Below are 18,472 nucleotides of genomic sequence, written 5' to 3'. Positions count from 1 at the left end.
CTACAATGGACAAACGTAGATTACACCTCTTTTTTACTGCATTATCTGTACTTGTAAGTATTTCGGCTACAGCCCAAAACATACAGGTAGACGATACCTATACAGGAACGCAACTTATACAGAATGTATTGGTTCAAAACCAATGTATTTCGGTAAGCAATGTATCGGTTTCAGGAGGCTTCTTTGATGACGGCACCCACAGCTATGGTTATTTTAACAGTAATGGCAGTATTTTTCCGTTACAGGAAGGTGTAATACTAAGTACCGGACGTGCTATTAAAGCCATAGGCCCTAATACTACCCTACAGGATGACGGAGGCGGACTTAACTGGGGCGGCGATACCGACTTGCAGCAATCATTAGGCATTAACAACTCAGTAAACGCTACGGTACTTGAATTTGACTTTATTCCGCTGGCAAACAACATACATTTTAGCTACCTGCTGGCCAGTGAAGAATACCACGATACCGCCCCCTGTACCTATTCCGACGGTTTTGCCTTTTTATTAAAGGAAGCCGGCAGTGCAGCCCCCTATCAAAACCTGGCTATAGTTCCCGGTACTGATATTCCCGTAAAGGTTACATCGGTACACCCGAATATTCCCGGAGCCTGCCCGGCACAGAATGAACAATATTTTGATGCTTTTAACGGCACCGACTACCCTACTAACTTTAACGGGCAAACTAAGGTAATGGATGCCACAGCAACAGTGGTTCCGGGTACACAATACCATATAAAACTGGTTATTGCCGATGAGGGCAATTACCGTTATGATTCTGCCATATTTTTAGGCGGGGGCAGTTTTAACTCGCAAGCCGATTTAGGCCCCGACAGGCTTTTTGCAACCAATAATCCATTGTGTAACGGTGAAGCTTTTGTTATCGACGGTACAACACCAAGTGCTACGGGTTACCAGTGGTACAAAGACGGGGCTGCACTTAGTGGAGCTACATCGGCCACGTATACTGCCACTTCTACCGGAACATACAAAGTAGAAATAAGCTTTACCCCCAGCTGTGCTATAGAGGGAGAAATTACACTGGAATATAGTGCTCCCCTAACACTGGGCAGCTATACGCTACTACAATGTGATGATGATACCGACGGACTTTCTGCTTATAATCTGGAACAAGCCGGACAGGTAGCTGCAAACGGCAACACAAATTATCAGGCAGTGGGGTATTTCCTTACACAAAATGATGCCGATAATAATACCAATGCCATTGCTAACCCTTCATTATTTTATAACTCCACCTCGCTTCAGCCCATATATGTACGTATTCAGGATCAGTATGGTTGCCACGGTGTAGCTGTGGTTACGCTGGACACATCTAACAATACCCTTGCTACTCCAGCCCCTATGGAGGCCTGCGATACAGATGAAGACGGTTATTATACATTTGACCTCACTACACAAAACAGTGCAATTTTAAACGGGTTGCCATCCGGTGTTCAGCTTAAGTATTACCCATCGTATAACGATGCCCTGGTACTCAGTAATCCCATTACTACCCCGGAAGCGTACACAAATACCATAGTAAACAACCAAACCGTATATGCCCGCCTAACCCAGGGCAACGACTGTTATGGCATGGTACCGGTGCAGCTTATTGTATATACCTTTGGCAGTGCCATAGCGAATGAAGATATTACCCTATGCCAGGGCGACACCGTAACGCTCGATGCCGGTAGCGGTTTTACGTCGTACCTATGGGACACCACGCCTGCGCAAACCACGCAAACAATTTCTACAGCCGCGGCAGGTACTTATAAAGTTACGCTTACCAATATTCATGGATGCGTGGGTACAAAAACCTTTACCGTAAACGAATCGGGTATTGCCACGTCTATAAGCCTTGAAGTAAACGACTTTAACGGCGGCTATAACAGTATTAAGGTACTGGCACAGGGCCCCGGAGATTATGTATATTCTACAGACGGGATACAATGGCAAAACAGTAATGCGTTTACCGGGCTGGAAAGTGGTGAGTATACCATTTTTGTAAAAGATGAAAACGGTTGTGGTATAAAAACTAAAACCGCTTTTATACTTGATTACCCAAATTATTTCACCCCTAACGGCGACAGTGTACACGACACTTGGTACATCCGTCACCTTAACACCCGCCCTAATGTAACGGTAAAAATATTTGACCGTTACGGTAAGCTTTTATACGGATTCTTTGGTAATTCTACCGGGTGGGATGGGACACTAAACGGAAATCCGTTACCAGCATCAGACTACTGGTTTACCATAACTTTAGAGAATGGCAGGATTGTACGCGGGCATTTTTCACTTATCAGATAAGCAAAAACCTACTAAATTTTCTATAGTTTATAGTGTTTTAAAAAACATTTTCGGCTTTTCTTCTTTGGGCGAGTAAAAAATATTTAAAAATGTAAACTTTTGATTGTTAATATTTTATATCTTTACATTTCTAACAGGAAAACGACTACTGTATAAGAAAACCTTATCGTAACATTTGTTTTTATAGGGTTTTACCTATTTACTTTTGTACTTTAAGTTAGTAACTTTGTAATTACAATGCCCCCAAGAAGATGAAAAAAATAGTACTCCCCCTTACTATTGTGTGTCTGCTGTGCAGTTGTACTGCTGAAGACACCAACACTATTAGTGCTAAAACGTCTTATTATCAGTTTAATGATGACGACGTATTAAAATTAATTCCTACAAATTGCTACAATCCCGGCGATACCATTACTTATGTAAATGAGGATTTGGAAACATTACAATTTGTAGTCCGCCTTAATGAAATTACAAAACATTCTGAAGCTGAAAATACCAACTCTCAGGATTTTGTCAATTTTTATTATGACGAGCAATATATAGAAATGTATTCTACCTTATTTCGCAAAGAAGCTTATTTAGGAGAATCTTCCTTTTTTATCAGGCAGAAAAAATGGCCTACGTCTTTCAGCGGCATAAATGCAATACCATCTGATGATTCAGATTTTACAGTATCTATAGGACTAAAACCTTTTTCTGAGAAAATCCCCGAAACCGGTATCGATCTTTCTAAAAAAGAATATACGCTGCAAGCCCAGAATACAACCTACACCGGTGTTATTCGTACAACCATTAATGAAACCGGAGCGTCTGCTCAATGGCCTTTACCCACACTTAAGTACGTTTATTTTGTACAGGGAAAAGGCATAATGGGCTTTGACGACCTTGACGGACATACATGGCGAAGAAAATAATATTAAAATAGTCCCGCAAAACAAATGCCCACCCCAAAAAGGGTGGGCATTTGTTTTATATTACATACAATTACTTTACCTGCATTGTATTATCAGCCGGGGTAGTATCCATAAAAATACCGCCATTTATTTCTATTGAAGTGACTTTCTTTTTGGCACTAACGGTTACATTAACCTTGCCACTACCCGATTCCCATACAGAAGGTGTAAAATGCGTTTTCTCTTTAGAACCGTCCTCAAGGGTGGCAACTACATCAAACGGCACTGCAAAGCCTCCCATATTATCCAAACTAATATTTATATTGCTACCGTTAGCCGTGGCGGCAGTAACTTTCAGGTCAATATAGTTATTGCTAAAAAACCAGTTGTTCCAAAACCAGTTCAGGTCTTTCCCAGAACCGGTATTCATGCTATAAAAGAAATCCCATGGTATAGGGTGCTTGCCATTCCAGTTGTCCATATAATGGTGCAGCGCCTTTTTAAACAAAGCATCGCCCAGGTAATCTTTAAGGGCAAGGTACGCTAATGATGGCTTGGTATAGGCATTAAAGCCATAACCCGAGCCATTAACCTGGCTGCTCATACTTATTATGGGCTGGTCTACCTCGGTCATTACTAACTTAGAGTAACGGTCTACACGGAAGTTTTTATAAAACTGTTCGGCTTTTTCTATGCCATTTTCGTCAATTCCAATCAAGTATTCCAGTGTGGTGGCCCAGCCTTCGTCCATAAAGGCATAGCGGGTTTCGTTTATCCCCATATAAAACGGAAAGTACGTATGTGCTATTTCGTGGTCGGCAGTAAGGCGCGCATCCTGAAAATCATTAGGTATACTGCTGTCGTTAATCATCATAGGGTATTCCATATCTGCAAAACCCTGTATGGCAGTCATTACCGGATAAGGGTACTCTACACCCGGCCAATTATCAGTATACCACTTAAGGCTGTAGCGCATCCATCCGGTGTATTGTTCAAAATCCTTGGCACCGTTGTTATAGGCAGCCTGCACACTGGCACGTTTTGTTTTTAGCTGCACACTGGCGGCATCCCAAACGTAATGGTTGCTCAGGGCAAAACAGAAATCGGTAATATTATCAGCCTTAAACTTCCAGGTATTCCAGTCGGACTGTTTAGTAACCTTACCGGCTTTCATTTCGGCTTCAGTAGCCACGTGTACAATCTTGTCTTCTTTAAGCGACTTTTTAAAGCGCTTCAGGTGTTCGGGCTGCAATACGTCTTCCGGGTTCAGGAAATCGCCCGTAGCCCAAACCACGTAGTTTTTTGGTGCCGAAATTTCGAAATTATAATCGTTAAAGTCGTTATAAAACTCCTGCCCGTCAGTATGTGGCAACATATCCCAACCGTTGTAATCGTCATACACCGACACACGCGGATAAGAATAAGCTACATAAAACGTTTCGGGGTCCAGCTGCCCTTCCCTGCCGCTTTCTTTAGACAAAGGGTATTCCCATGAAATAGTAATCGTTGCAACAGATTTCGCTGACAGGGCTTTGTTCAGGCGCACGCCGCCTACAGTACCCCAGTTTTCGCTTTTTGCATCAATTTTCTCACCATTCACAGACAGTGCCGTAATCTTGAGCCCGGTGGTAAGAAAATCATCACTTGCATAATTGCTGCGCGGTGCATTGGGTTTATGTATGTTATTTACAAAACGGATGATAAGCCCACGCATTTCATCGGGGCTGTTGTTTGTATAAGCTATGGTTTCGGTGCCGGTAACCAATTTGGTTTTATCATCTACCTGCACCTTAACGTTGTATACACCTTTGTTTTGCCAGTAGTTAGGCCCCGGTGCACCCGTAATACTGCGCGTGCCATTGGCATAAGCTTGTTTTATATTACGCGGCATGTACAGCTCCTGCCCCTGTAGCTGGAATGCCATACCGGCAAGGGCTATACTAAAAAGTATTTTTTTCATGATGACGTTGTGTTTACGGCAAAAATAGCTAAAAACAATGATTGTGCATTAGTTCATTTTAACCCTCAACAAGCTATCCATTCACAATATCCCTTGCATCACTCATGTAAATCGTATCAGTACCGGAACGCATTACAAGCACGGTACCATATTCAGCCGGCAGCCCTACATCTTCCGCCTGTTTCCATTCGCCCAAACCTGCTACGGTTACCCTTTCGCCTTGTTCAAGTATGCCTTCTTTATATCGTATACTTTTATTAAAACCTAAAACACCTACGCTTTCGTGGCCACGATCGTTAAGATAAGCTTCTAACTGAGGGGTGGCATCATTAAAAGTACCGGAACTGTAATCCCTGTCCTGCACAATATAACTTTTAAGATTAGCATGCTTCATCAGTGCATAATGGTTACCATCCTGCAGTACCACTGTACCGGTAATTTCTTCTTCTACAAGGGTATTCCAACTATTGCTTTTACCCCCCGAACTTTCTTCGATATGCACATAGTAATGGCAGCATTCCCTACCGGATAAAGGAGCTTCAAGAATTTTGCCTGCATAAATTATCGTTCCTGTAATCCTTCCTCGTTCTCCTTCTTTAAAATTACCAATGCGTGTTACAGGAAATTTTTTAAGGCTACGCTTTACGACCGCTTTTTTGCTAAAAAAAAACTGATATATAATAATAGCGATAAAAACAATTCCGAAAAGTATAAACTGAAAAAAACCTTTGACCATAAATAGTTAGTTGATTAAAATGTGCTAAGATAAATATTTGGTTATTGCCTTATTGCCTGCATTAAACAAAAAACTCCCGCCAAGTGGCAGGAGTTTCATATATCACAGTGATAGTGCAGGCTAACAACTGTTAACCAACAACCATCAACTAACTAAGCAATTTTAAAACGCTTACGGTCGTTCTCGTTAAGGTAGATTTTACGCAGGCGAAGGCTCTTAGGCGTTACCTCTACGTACTCATCTTTCTGGATGTACTCCAGTGCCTCTTCAAGTGAGAATTTAATAGCAGGGATAATCCTTGCCTTATCATCTGCACCAGACGAACGAACGTTAGTAAGTTTTTTAGTTTTGGTTACGTTTACAACCATATCATCGCCACGGCTGTTTTCACCAATTACCTGGCCTTCGTAGATGTCCTCGTTAGGGTCTACAAAGAATTTACCACGTTCCTGTAGTTTGTCAATTGAGTAAGGGATAGCCTTACCGTTTTCCATAGAAATAAGCGATCCGCTAAGACGTCCTGGAATTTCACCTTTAAACGGCTGGTATTCAAGGAAACGGTGAGCCATAATAGCCTCACCTGCAGTAGCAGTAAGTAGCTGGTTCCTAAGACCGATGATACCACGAGAAGGAATATTGAACTGTATAATCATACGCTCACCTTTTGGCTCCATGCTTAGCATTTCACCTTTACGAAGCGTTACAAATTCTACTGCACGGCCCGATAGGTTTTCAGGTAGGTCAATTGTAAGCTCTTCGATTGGCTCACATTTAACACCGTCAATTTCTTTGATGATAACCTGCGGCTGACCGATTTGAAGTTCGTAACCTTCACGACGCATTGTTTCGATAAGTACAGACAAGTGAAGTACACCACGGCCGAAAACCATGAATTTATCAGCACTGTCCGTTTCGTTTACACGTAGGGCAAGGTTTTTTTCAAGCTCTTTTGTTAACCTGTCTTTAATGTGGCGAGAGGTAACAAATTTACCTTCTTTACCAAAGAAAGGAGAATCATTAATGGTGAAAAGCATACTCATTGTAGGCTCATCAATAGCAATTGTAGCAAGTGCTTCAGGGTTTTCAAAATCAGCAACAGTATCACCAATTTCAAAACCTTCAAGACCTACAATAGCACAGATATCACCAGCCTGAACTTCATCAGTTTTTCTACGGCCAATACCTTCAAAAACGTGAAGTTCTTTTATTTTAGTCTTTATTACTTTACCATCGCGCTTAACAAGGCTTACGTTTTGGCCTTCTTTAAGCGTACCACGCTGAAGACGACCAATAGCTATACGGCCTGTAAAGCTACTAAAGTCTAGAGACGTGATAAGCAGCTGCGGCGTACCTTCAGATACTTTTGGTTCCGGTATGTGCTCCAGTACCATATCCAGTAGCGGCTCTATGTTTTCAGTTTTAATTTTGTGGTCTACGCTCATCCAGTTCTGCTTAGCCGAACCGTATACAGCAGGGAAATCAAGCTGCCACTCCTCTGCACCAAGCTCAAACATAAGGTCGAATACTTTTTCGTGTACTTCTTCAGGTGTACAGTTTTCCTTATCTACCTTGTTTATAACCACACATGGCTTAAGGCCAAGCGCAATTGCTTTTTGAAGTACAAAACGCGTTTGAGGCATTGGGCCTTCAAAAGCATCTACAAGTAGTAGTACACCGTCGGCCATGTTTAGTACACGCTCTACCTCGCCACCAAAGTCGGCGTGGCCCGGAGTATCTATAATGTTGATTTTTGTGCCTTTGTAAGTTACCGATACGTTTTTAGATGTAATGGTAATACCGCGTTCGCGCTCCAGGTCGTTGTTGTCCAGGATAAGGTCGCCTGTGTTCTCGTTATCACGGAACAGTTGGCAGTGGTACATAATTTTGTCTACCAGGGTAGTCTTACCGTGGTCAACGTGGGCAATAATTGCAATGTTTCTGATAGCAGCCATCTTCCTTTTTTTTGAAGGTGCAAAGGTACACTTTATTTTGACAAAAAAAACATTAGTTATGAGCATGTTAGCCCCAATGCATTAAAATTTACACCTGCATAACACCTGCTTAAGGATTATAGTACAATTACGGGCTATAAACTCCTGTCATTCTACTGCACCATATTACCTATACTGTTAATAACTATCCGGTTATTAGTTAAAATTTAAGAACTGTTTAAGCAAGAAGACAAATTGTTTAACCTAAATTTGTTTAACGTTTTTACAAAAAACATGAACAAAATAAAAAACACCTTTACAATAAAAGACCTTGAAAACCTTAGCGGTATTAAAGCGCATACCATAAGGATTTGGGAAAAACGCTATGGCGTATTGCAGCCCATGCGTACCGATACTAACGTAAGGGTGTATGACACGCGTAACCTTCAAAAGTTACTTAACATAAACACGCTGAACAACTTTGGCTACAAAATAAGCAACATAGCCAAACTGCCCGAAGAGCGCATACCGGAAATGGTAAAAGAAATTATTACCAGCAAAACGGTAAACGACCACGTATTGCGCAACTTTAAGTTTTCTATGATGAACTTTGACACCAAGCTGTTCCTGGATACCTATAACGAACTGCTTGCGTCGCGCCCGTTCAGGGAAATATTTTACAACTGTTTTATACCCCTGCTGGAAGAAGTGGGCAACCTGTGGCAAACCGATACCATAACTCCTGCGCACGAGCATTTTATAAGCAACCTGGTAAAACAGAAAATAATGGTAAACATAGAACCATTACAACAGGGTAAACCACTTAAGGGCGAACGCACGTATGTATTGTATCTGCCTGAAGGCGAAATACACGAAATAGGCCTGATGCTTATTAACTATGAATTACTATACAATGGCTATCATACTGTTTACCTGGGCGAAAGCGTGCCTATGGAGGATTTAGGGGAGATAAAAAAATTGTTTGACAACATATCGTTTATAACCTATATGACTGTAGAACCCCGCCCGGGCGGGACAAACGATTATGTCTCCGAAACAAAAAAACAATTGTTAAAGGATTCCCAAAACGAATTTATACTCTGTGGGCGCTGTGCCGGCTTTGTAGACAGCAAGCAGTTGCAAAACAATATAAAAACGTACCGGTCTGTAAAGGAGTTTGCCGATACGATGCAGTAATTTCAAAGAGAGGCTTTATTAAACAAACTCACCAATAAAAGGTAACTGAACAAAATGCAAAAAGATATAAAAATAATAGGCTCAGGGTTTTCGTCGTTAGCGGCAGCCTGCTACTTGGCACAAGAAGGCCATAAGGTTACCGTATACGAAAAAAACGCCACTCCCGGTGGGCGTGCCCGCAGGCTCGTAAAAGATGGTTTTACCTTTGATATGGGACCTACCTGGTACTGGATGCCCGACGTTTTTGAGCGCTTTTTTGCAGACTTTGGGAAGAAACCTTCTGACTACTATAGCATAGAAAAGCTATCTCCGGCATATAGGGTATATTTCGGGGAAAATGATTTTGTAGACATAGCCGATAACCTTACAGATATAGCCAAAACTTTTGATGCCATAGAACCCGGTAGCGGCAAAGAGCTACTTGATTTTATGGCCGAAGCCCGCAGTAATTATGACATTGCCATAAAAAACCTGGTGTACCGTCCGGGCGAATCACCTCTGGAACTAGTAACCCCACAAACCATTACGCGTTTGTCTCAGTTTATAGGCAACATATCTCGAGATATACGCAAGCGGTTTAAAAACCCTAAACTGGTACAGATACTGGAATTCCCGGTGCTGTTCCTGGGTGCCAAGCCAAGCGACACACCATCGTTTTACAGCTTTATGAACTTTGCCGATTTTGGATTGGGCACCTGGCATCCTAAAAATGGTATGTACAGCGTAATTGAAGGTATGGTAAAACTGGCTACCGAACTGGGCGTAACCATAGTTACAAATTCTCCTGTAAATAAAATAGGTGTAGAAAACGCAGAGGCAAGCTATCTTGAAATTAACGGTAGCCGTTTTAGCGCCGATACCATAATATGTGGTGCCGATTATCATCATGGTGAAACCCTGCTGGAACCACACTACCGCAAGTACAGCGAAAAGTACTGGGATACCCGCACCTTTGCCCCTTCTTCCCTCCTATTTTATGTAGGGTTTGATAAGAAAATACAGAATGTACAGCACCACACGCTGTTTTTTGATACCGACTTTGATGTACATGCCAAGGATATATATGACAATCCACGCTGGCCCGATGAACCTTTGTTTTATGCAAGTTTTACTTCGAAAACCGATAAAAGCGCAGCCCCAGAGGGTAAAGAAGCAGGAACATTCTTAATACCTCTGGCACCGGGTATTGAAGATACACAGGAACTTCGCAATAAGTATTTTGACATGATTATAACCCGACTGGAAAACCTTACAGGGCAATTAGTGCGAGAAAACATACTATTTGCAGAGTCATTTTGCCTGAACGATTTTATAAACGATTATAACTCTTACAAAGGTAACGCGTACGGCCTGGCCAATACGCTATGGCAAACCGCCTTTTTGCGCCCCAAACTCCGCAGCCCCAAAGTACAACACCTATACTTTACCGGGCAGCTTACTGTACCGGGACCAGGTGTACCCCCTGCCCTGATTTCGGGTAAGCTGGTAGCCGATCTTGTAAAAAAACAACTTGCTAAACATACAACAGAAACCTCACCCACATGAAAAGTATATTCGACAACGTATCATTTGCCTGTGCACGCATCATTACCCGTGCCTACAGCACGTCGTTTTCTACGGCGGTAAAAATGCTTGCCCCAAGCATACGGCAAGACATTTATAATATTTATGGCTTTGTGCGCCTTGCCGACGAAATTGTAGACAGCTTTCACGACTACAATAAAGAGATCCTGTTTGCCCGTTTTGAACAGGATCTTGAAAACGCACTTACCGATGGCATTAGCCTTAATCCGGTACTGAATGGTTTTCAGCATACTGTAAAGAAGTATGAAATACCACACCACCTGATTGATGCTTTTATGAAAAGTATGAAACAGGATTTGGTTAAAAAAGATTACACGTCTTTCGCCGAATATAATGAGTACATTTACGGTAGCGCCGATGTGGTAGGGCTTATGTGCCTGAAAGTGTTTGTAAACAAAAACGACGCCCGTTATGAAGAATTAAAACCAAGTGCCATGAGGCTGGGTTCGGCGTTCCAGAAGGTAAACTTTCTGCGCGACCTTAAAGCCGATACCGAGGAGCTGGACAGAAGTTACTTTCCTTCGTTGAACCTTAACGACATGACCGATGCTACCAAACAGGCCATTATAAACGAAATAGAAGCCGACCTGGCGGCAGGTTACGCCGGCATAGTACAACTGCCTAAAGAAGCGCGTTTTGGTGTATATACCGCTTATGTATATTACAGAAAACTGCTTACCAAACTGAAAAATACACCACCGCTGGAAATTAAAAACCGACGCATCCGTGTACCTGATTACCAAAAAATTACACTGCTGGCACGCTGCTACGTAAACTATAGGCTAAACATTCTTTAAAACGCACATTATGGCTATCTGGATATACATACTGGTTTTTTTCCTCACCTTTGGCATTATGGAATTTATGGCGTGGTTTACACACAAATACGTAATGCATGGCTTTTTGTGGAGCCTGCACAAAGACCATCATCACAAAGACCACGAATCGTGGTTTGAACGAAACGACACCTTTTTTGTCTTCTATGCATTGGTAAGCATAGGCTTCTTCCTGCTTTGGCGAAACGGCATCCTGGAAATAGGCCTTGCCATAGGGCTAGGAATTTTTGCTTATGGATTTGCTTACTTTATGGTACATGATATTTTTATCCACCAGCGGTTTAAACTGTTCCGAAAAGCAGAAAGCCGATATGGGAAAGCGGTACGCCGCGCCCACAAAATGCACCACAAGCATCTGGGTAAAGAACACGGCGAATGTTTTGGGATGTTACTGTTTCCGTTTAAATATTGGCGGGAAGCAAAATAGTTTTATTTTGAAAATACTTTACTACCCAAGCTCCACTTTCCTAAACCTGTTTATCTTATCCAGGTACAATATGGTTTTACTTTGGTCATCGTTTTCATCGTACATCATTTCAAATTTAGCACCGTAAACCACCTCGTCAAAGGTATAACTGGTGCTTATGGCTACGGTATTGCTGTACAGGTCGTCAAATGCCTTAACGTACAATATTAACTCCCCTTCTATCAAGCCAAAATCGTCTTCGGTAAAACCGTGTAACGGGCTGTTTTCATCTATGGGGTGAACCAGCGTCCAGCTCAGCGACATGGAACTAATTTTACTCATTTCCAGCGGTAACTGATAAAACTTATTTACCGGTATACCGTTTTCCTCTAATACTATACCCAGGGTTACACGTACTTCGGCATCGAGCAGGTTAGTGTTTTTGTGCGATGCTAAACGCATCATAAGTCCTCTCCCTCCTTTATACGGAGCAACCAGTGCATTGTGCGAAAATATAAGGTGTGCCTTTGGCCTGCTGAAACGTCCGTAAAACAAACCGGTAGCAATAGCAAAGCTAAGCAGCCCCGTAAGGGCTTCGGTAGCAGCCACAGCACTGGTAATAACACCCGATGGGCTTATGTGCCCATACCCTACCGTAGTAAAGGTTTGCGCACTGAAAAAATAAGCTTTGCCAAACTTTACCCACTCCGAACCTGTATCGCCTATACCACTAAGGTTTTCTACCCCAATGATATAATACAGCAACGCAAAAATGAAGTTGATAACAGCATAGAACAGAAAAATGATACCCAGAAACTTCCACCCGGACATGTTTACCAGTGTATGAAACCAACTGATGCGCCCAAAAAATGAAAGACCTCGTTTTTCTATATTAGCCGACCCGTCTTTGTTTATAAAACGCCCGCCATAGCTCCCTGCGTTAGAACCAAAACCCGTTGTAGTACTGGCTTCGGCATTTTTATTGATGTTTTTAAAAAGATTCATTTACAGTCCCTGATTTACTGTCTCAAAAGTATCAATAATACAGCAACAAAAAAAGGCTGCGCTCAACTGTGAGGCAGCCTTTCTTAAACAAATGTATTTTTCTTTTTATTGTTTTATTATCTTATGGCTTACAGCCCCTGCATCATTTTTTAGTTTAAGCAGGTATACCCCCGAAGAAAGTTTGGCTATACTTACACTAAATGCAGAGGTATTAGTATTCCCCTTAAACATAAGGGCTCCGTATATATTGTATACTTCATAGCTGCTTATCACTTCGTTAGAGCGCACATTCAACACCTCAGTGGCAGGGTTAGGATACACTGTAACACTTGCCAAAACCTGATGGTTTTCTGTAGAAAGAGCGGCATCACTTACTGCTTCCCAGCTTACTGCAAGGCTGTTATCTGAGGCATCGTTAATAAGTGAAAGATAGTTGCCGTTACCATCGGCATCGGGCCATGGGCTGCTGTCTGAATATTCTACCGTGTCTATTATATTCCCCATACCATCGGCAAGTACGATTTTTTGGGTACTGTTAGACAGCGTACGTTGAAATTCGCCAAACGGGGCAAAACCGTATTTCTGGGTAAACACAGCGGTATTACCTGCTATATAGTATGTAGCTCCTGCTGCTATGGTACTATTAGCCGGGAACTGGTAAGAAACACCCAGCTCGCGCAGGTATACACCTGTTAAATCTACTGTAGTAGTACCGGTATTTTTTACTGCAAAAAACTCCTGGTCATCAGATACAGGGAAGGCATCGGTTTCTCCGGGGTGGTAATTTATTTTTGTAATAACCAATGAAGGCAAAACCGGATCCTGGCACGCAGCATAAGAACCTGCGTGGTTTGTAATCCACGCAATGCGCTGCGAAAGCCAGTTTTTCATATTATAAATATCCCCTTCAAAATTAGGTACAGTACCCCAACGTTGCTGTTCCCTTACCGATGCATCATAAATAAGATCTACGGTTTGGTTTATAAAATCCACTATAGAATCATAACTAAGCGGTTGCCCGGGCTGTGTTAGCTCATTCCACCTGCGTGAAAAGTAGCATTTAAATTCGGGGCTGCTAAACAGGTCTTTCCAAAACTTAGGACCATTATTATCACTATTATCAAACTGCCACACATCGGTATGGCTTCGGTCAAAGCCGTACATAAAAAGGTCGTTACCATAGGTAAGGTTAAAATCCCAAATAGGTCCCGCTCTCAGCTTACCGCCAATATCCTTATGGAAAAATGTACTCACCTGATAAGAGTCGACATTACTGGTAAGCTCGCCCATTATCATAAAATCTACAAACGTAGGAATGTCAATTATGGCGGGATAGCCTGTAGCAAAATCCGTATTATTAATATGTGAAGTAATAGCAAGGCTATTAAACTTCTGGTGTATGTAATCGTTTTGCGCCGTAGTAATATCATCAGGTTTAGGCAACTCATGTATAAAATCTGTTGTACCGGAATAAGAAGACATACTCCATGCCACAGGGTCGCCACCGGTAGTTTTATCAGCTTTGGTAATATAACCGCCTGTTAAAGCCATGCCTTCCGATGCATTTTCGTCTATGGCTTCTATATTTATGCGATTGGCATCGTCTTTTAATTTTTCCTGTAAAATATACAGGCCTTTATAATCGCCGTTAATTACAAGTTCACAATATTGTGTACGTGTGGTATAAAAACCTATCTGGCGCGAAAGGTTGTAAGAAATATAATCGCGAATAAGAGACGAGTCAAAAGCAAGACCATTTAAAATCCAGTCGTTTTGCTTAGGCATCCCCATTATACTCACTTTCTTTTTAGTAGTATTATCATTTTCATAGGTTGTCCACCCGTATTGCTTTTTAGGCAAATCCTGAGATGTAGAGCCACGCAGCTCTATTTTTATACGCCCATTATAATTAAGTAACGATGGGGTATCCTGGTCGGCTACATAATTTGTACCACCGTCTGTATGATAAATAATTTTCATACTTGCAGGAATTTTAGGATCATCCGGAATCTCGGCGTTATTATCGGTAGTGATAATAACAATAGGCAGGTTACTCTCCGTAAAATCAACCTGAGCAAAACCGGAGTACCCGATTAACAGCAGCAGGATAAGCCTAAAATGGCTTACGGTTTTTGTTAGTGGTTTCATAGTGTGGGTTATCGTGTTTACCGCAAACATATAACATTAATTTAACACAAAGAGCCTAAACACAGTTATGAAGCACGGAAAAAAGGTGACATTTAAGCAAAAATAGCTTTTACACTACATTTACCCTAAAAACAGCAACCCCCGCAGAGTATGCAGGGGTTGACAAAGATATAAAAGATACAAGTACTTACTTGCTAAGATACATTTTACGACGGCTGTATAGTTCGTAGAACTGGTCGTCTTTAAGGTCGTCTATAAACAGGATGCTTTCACCTGTCGATTTCATTTCTGGCCCCAGTTTTTTGTTCACCTTAGGGAACTTGTTAAACGAGAACACCGGTTGTTTTATAGCAAAACCTTTTAGTTGCGGGTTAAAGGTAAAGTCTTTAATCTTCTTCTCTCCCAGCATTACTTTGGTAGCAAAGTTTACATAAGGCTCACCATACGCTTTTGCTATGAATGGTACAGTACGGCTCGCCCTTGGGTTTGCCTCAATAATGTATACGGTATCATCTTTTATTGCAAACTGTATGTTTATAAGACCTACCGTTTTTAGCGCAAGTGCTATCTTTTTGGTATGGTCTTTTATTTGCTGCATTACAAACTCACCCAGGTTAAACGGTGGCAGTGTAGCATTACTATCACCACTGTGTACACCACATGGCTCTATGTGCTCCATAATACCGATGATGTAAACATCCTCACCATCGCATATTGCATCGGCCTCAGCCTCTATGGCGCCATCAAGGTAGTGGTCCAGCAATAGTTTGTTGCCCGGGATACTCTTAAGCAGGTCTATAACGTGCTCTTCAAGCTCCTGCTTGTTGATTACAATTTTCATACCCTGGCCACCCAGTACATAACTTGGCCTTACCAATAGTGGGAAATCAAGGGTTTCTGCAAGCTTACTGGCTTCATCAGCGCTTTCTGCAATACCGAATTTAGGGAATGGAATGCCCAGGTCTGTAAGCAGGTCTGAGAAACGTCCGCGGTCTTCCGCAAGATCCAGCGCATCAAAGCTGGTACCTATGATTTTTATTCCGTAACGGTCTAGCTTTTCAGCAAGCTTAAGCGCTGTTTGTCCGCCAAGCTGAACGATAACACCCTCAGGCTTCTCGTGGCGGATAATGTCGTATATATGTTCCCAAAACACCGGTTCAAAGTACAGCTTATCAGCCGTATCAAAGTCTGTTGAAACCGTTTCAGGGTTACAGTTTATCATAATGGTTTCATAACCACACTCGGCAGCAGCAAGTACACCGTGCACACAAGAGTAGTCAAACTCTATACCCTGACCGATACGGTTAGGACCAGAACCAAGAACAATAACCTTCTTCTTGTCTGTTACTATACTTTCGTTATGAACGTACTTAGTACCGTCTGCCTTTTCTATCTCAGCCTCAAATGTTGAGTAGTAGTAAGGCGTTTTAGCTGTAAACTCGGCCGCACAGGTATCTACCAGTTTGTAAACACGTTTTACACCCAGCTCATCACGCTTGTTGTACACATCACTTTCTTTACAGCCCAGCATATGCGCTATCTGCCTGTCGGCAAAACCTTTTTGTTTGGCTTCAAGCAGCAGGTCTTTAGGAAGCGTATCTATTGTAGAAGTAGAAATCTCTTTTTCCAACAGGTACAGTTCCTCGTATTGTTTAAGGAACCACATGTCTATCTGGGTAATTTCGTGAATGCGGCTTAGTGGTATACCCATTTGTATAGCATCATAAATCACAAACACCCTATCCCAACTGGCATGTGTAAGTTTTTCAATGATTTGCTCATAGTTGGTATAACCTTTACCATCAGCACCAAGGCCATTACGCTTAATTTCAAGCGATTGTGTAGCCTTATGTAGCGCCTCCTGGAATGAACGGCCTATACCCATAACCTCACCTACTGATTTCATCTGTAGGCCAAGGGTGCGGTCTGCGCCTTCAAACTTGTCAAAGTTCCAGCGTGGTATTTTCACTATTACGTAGTCAAGGGTCGGTTCGAATAGCGCCGAAGTCGACTTGGTAATCTGGTTTTGTAATTCGTCTAGGTGATAACCCAGTGCCAGTTTGGCAGCAATTTTAGCAATTGGGTAACCGGTAGCTTTAGAAGCCAGTGCCGATGAACGCGATACCCTTGGGTTAATTTCAATAGCAACTATATCTTCTTTTTCGTCAGGGCTTACAGCAAACTGTACGTTACAACCACCGGCAAAGTTACCAATGCTGCGCATCATCAGTATGGCCATATCCCTCATTTTCTGGAAGGTAGTATCACTTAGCGTCATTGCAGGCGCTACAGTAATACTATCACCCGTATGGATACCCATAGGGTCCATGTTTTCTATAGAACAGATAATAACTACGTTATCATTCTTATCCCTAAGCAGCTCCAGCTCGTATTCTTTCCAGCCGAAAAGCGCTTTATCTATAAGTACTTCGTGTATTGGCGAAGCCTCAAGGCCACGTGTAAGCAGCTCATCAAAATCTTCTTTTTTGTGTACAAAAGCAGCCCCTGTACCACCCAGCGTAAACGACGGGCGTATTACAAGCGGAAAACCAAATTCCTGAGCTATTTCTTTACCTTTAAGGAAAGAGTTAGCCGTTTTGGCCGGTGCAGCAGGTATACCTATTTTTTCAAGTAGTTGTTTAAACTGCTCGCGGTCTTCGGTAACATTAATAGCATTTACATCAACCCCTATAAGGCGCACATTAAAATCGGCCCATATACCTTTCTCCTCAGCCTCAAGACAAAGGTTAAGTGCGGTTTGCCCACCCATAGTAGGTAGTACGGCATCGATATTCGGGTGTGCTTTTAAAATCTCTATGATCGACTTGGTAGTAAGCGGCTTCAGGTAGATATGATCGGCCATAGAAGGGTCGGTCATAATCGTTGCCGGGTTAGAGTTAATAAGGATAACTTCTATCCCTTCTTCCTTCAGCGAGCGCGCCGACTGCGAACCCGAGTAGTCAAACTCACAGGCCTGGCCGATGATGATGGGACCAGAACCAATGATCAGTACAGATTTAATAGAATTGTCTTTTGGCATTGTGTGTTGTTGTTGTGTTTTAGTATTAGCCGGTACGGCTGTACAAAATTATGCAATATTTCAATTAGGCTTCCCTTTTTAGCAAACTACTTTATCAACAGTGTTTTAAAGCAGTACGGCTCGTTAGGGTATAAAAAAAGGCGTTACCAAAAAAAAGTAACACCTTTATGTATGTTTAATACAAACATTATTTCTTATGCCTTGGTTCGCTAGACACAGTTAGTTTATGACGGCCTTTAGCCCTTCTGCGAGCAAGCACTTTTCTACCGTTGGCAGATGCCATTCTTTCCATAAAACCGTGCTTGTTTCTCCTTTTTCTTTGTGATGGTTGAAAAGTTCTCTTACTCATTGTTTTGTATCTTTAAAATCTTTGAAATATCTTTATTCGGGACTCCGGAATGCTTTTTCCAAAACCGAGTGCAAATAT

General features: G+C 42.1%; 13 protein-coding genes. 6 read left to right on the top strand and 7 right to left on the bottom strand.

What is annotated here, in order from left to right:
- Nucleotides 1-5: 5 nt before the first annotated feature.
- Both ACLI1A_RS06730 and ACLI1A_RS06725 read left to right on the top strand, forming a co-directional pair.
- Nucleotides 6-2,309, top strand: coding sequence for a choice-of-anchor L domain-containing protein (locus ACLI1A_RS06730; RefSeq protein ID WP_411407420.1), 2,304 nt, complete (start codon nt 6-8; stop codon nt 2,307-2,309).
- A gap of 251 nt (nt 2,310-2,560) precedes the next feature.
- Nucleotides 2,561-3,223 (top strand): hypothetical protein, encoded by a 663-nt coding sequence (locus ACLI1A_RS06725; protein ID WP_411407418.1) that lies wholly within the window; start codon nt 2,561-2,563, stop codon nt 3,221-3,223.
- A 70-nt stretch (nt 3,224-3,293) separates the two neighbouring features.
- Here the strand turns inward: ACLI1A_RS06725 and ACLI1A_RS06720 are convergent, their stop codons facing one another.
- The 3 genes from ACLI1A_RS06720 to typA all read right to left on the bottom strand — a co-directional run bounded on the left by ACLI1A_RS06720 (nt 3,294) and on the right by typA (nt 7,850).
- Complete coding sequence (locus ACLI1A_RS06720; protein WP_411407416.1) at nt 3,294-5,162, bottom strand: M1 family metallopeptidase; 1,869 nt, start codon at nt 5,160-5,162, stop codon at nt 3,294-3,296.
- A gap of 73 nt (nt 5,163-5,235) precedes the next feature.
- Nucleotides 5,236-5,898 (bottom strand): hypothetical protein, encoded by a 663-nt coding sequence (locus ACLI1A_RS06715; protein WP_411407414.1) that lies wholly within the window; start codon nt 5,896-5,898, stop codon nt 5,236-5,238.
- 152 nt (nt 5,899-6,050) lie between these two features.
- The gene (gene typA / locus ACLI1A_RS06710; RefSeq protein WP_411407412.1) at nt 6,051-7,850 is read right to left on the bottom strand and encodes a translational GTPase TypA; all 1,800 of its coding nucleotides are present in this window, start codon (nt 7,848-7,850) and stop codon (nt 6,051-6,053) included.
- Between the two features lie 273 nt (nt 7,851-8,123).
- Here typA and ACLI1A_RS06705 point away from each other — a divergent pair, with 273 nt between their 5' ends.
- Genes ACLI1A_RS06705 through ACLI1A_RS06690 form a run of 4 tightly spaced genes read left to right on the top strand, consistent with a single transcriptional unit; the run spans nt 8,124 to nt 11,873 of the window.
- On the top strand, nt 8,124-9,026 hold the full coding sequence (locus ACLI1A_RS06705) for a MerR family transcriptional regulator (RefSeq protein WP_411407410.1): 903 nt from the start codon (nt 8,124-8,126) through the stop codon (nt 9,024-9,026).
- Nucleotides 9,027-9,080: 54 nt separating this feature from the next.
- Nucleotides 9,081-10,571 carry a phytoene desaturase family protein gene (locus ACLI1A_RS06700; protein ID WP_411407408.1) on the top strand — a complete coding sequence of 497 codons (1,491 nt, stop codon included), beginning with the start codon at nt 9,081-9,083 and terminating at the stop codon, nt 10,569-10,571.
- Entirely contained in the window at nt 10,568-11,407 is an 840-nt protein-coding gene (locus ACLI1A_RS06695; protein WP_411407406.1) for a phytoene/squalene synthase family protein, read from the top strand. The genes ACLI1A_RS06700 and ACLI1A_RS06695 overlap by 4 nt, the downstream gene beginning before the upstream one ends.
- 10 nt (nt 11,408-11,417) lie before the next feature.
- Nucleotides 11,418-11,873, top strand: a complete 456-nt coding sequence (locus ACLI1A_RS06690; protein WP_411407404.1) for a beta-carotene hydroxylase — start codon at nt 11,418-11,420, stop codon at nt 11,871-11,873.
- A 21-nt stretch (nt 11,874-11,894) separates the two neighbouring features.
- Here the strand turns inward: ACLI1A_RS06690 and ACLI1A_RS06685 are convergent, their stop codons facing one another.
- The 4 genes from ACLI1A_RS06685 to rpmH all read right to left on the bottom strand — a co-directional run bounded on the left by ACLI1A_RS06685 (nt 11,895) and on the right by rpmH (nt 18,394).
- On the bottom strand, nt 11,895-12,857 hold the full coding sequence (locus ACLI1A_RS06685; protein ID WP_411407402.1) for an ion channel: 963 nt from the start codon (nt 12,855-12,857) through the stop codon (nt 11,895-11,897).
- Between the two features lie 105 nt (nt 12,858-12,962).
- On the bottom strand, nt 12,963-15,005 hold the full coding sequence (locus ACLI1A_RS06680) for a CotH kinase family protein (protein WP_411407400.1): 2,043 nt from the start codon (nt 15,003-15,005) through the stop codon (nt 12,963-12,965).
- A gap of 187 nt (nt 15,006-15,192) precedes the next feature.
- A complete protein-coding gene (gene carB / locus ACLI1A_RS06675) occupies nt 15,193-18,045 on the bottom strand; it encodes a carbamoyl-phosphate synthase large subunit (RefSeq protein ID WP_411407398.1) in 2,853 nt (950 codons plus the stop codon).
- A 187-nt stretch (nt 18,046-18,232) separates the two neighbouring features.
- Entirely contained in the window at nt 18,233-18,394 is a 162-nt protein-coding gene (rpmH, locus tag ACLI1A_RS06670) for a 50S ribosomal protein L34 (protein WP_411407396.1), read from the bottom strand.
- Between the last annotated feature and the right edge of the window lie 78 nt (nt 18,395-18,472).

The organism is Flavobacterium sp. RHBU_3, from assembly GCF_046613565.1.
Classification (GTDB): Bacteria; Bacteroidota; Bacteroidia; order Flavobacteriales; family Flavobacteriaceae; genus Flavobacterium.
This window is presented reverse-complemented; position numbering and strand designations above follow the sequence as displayed.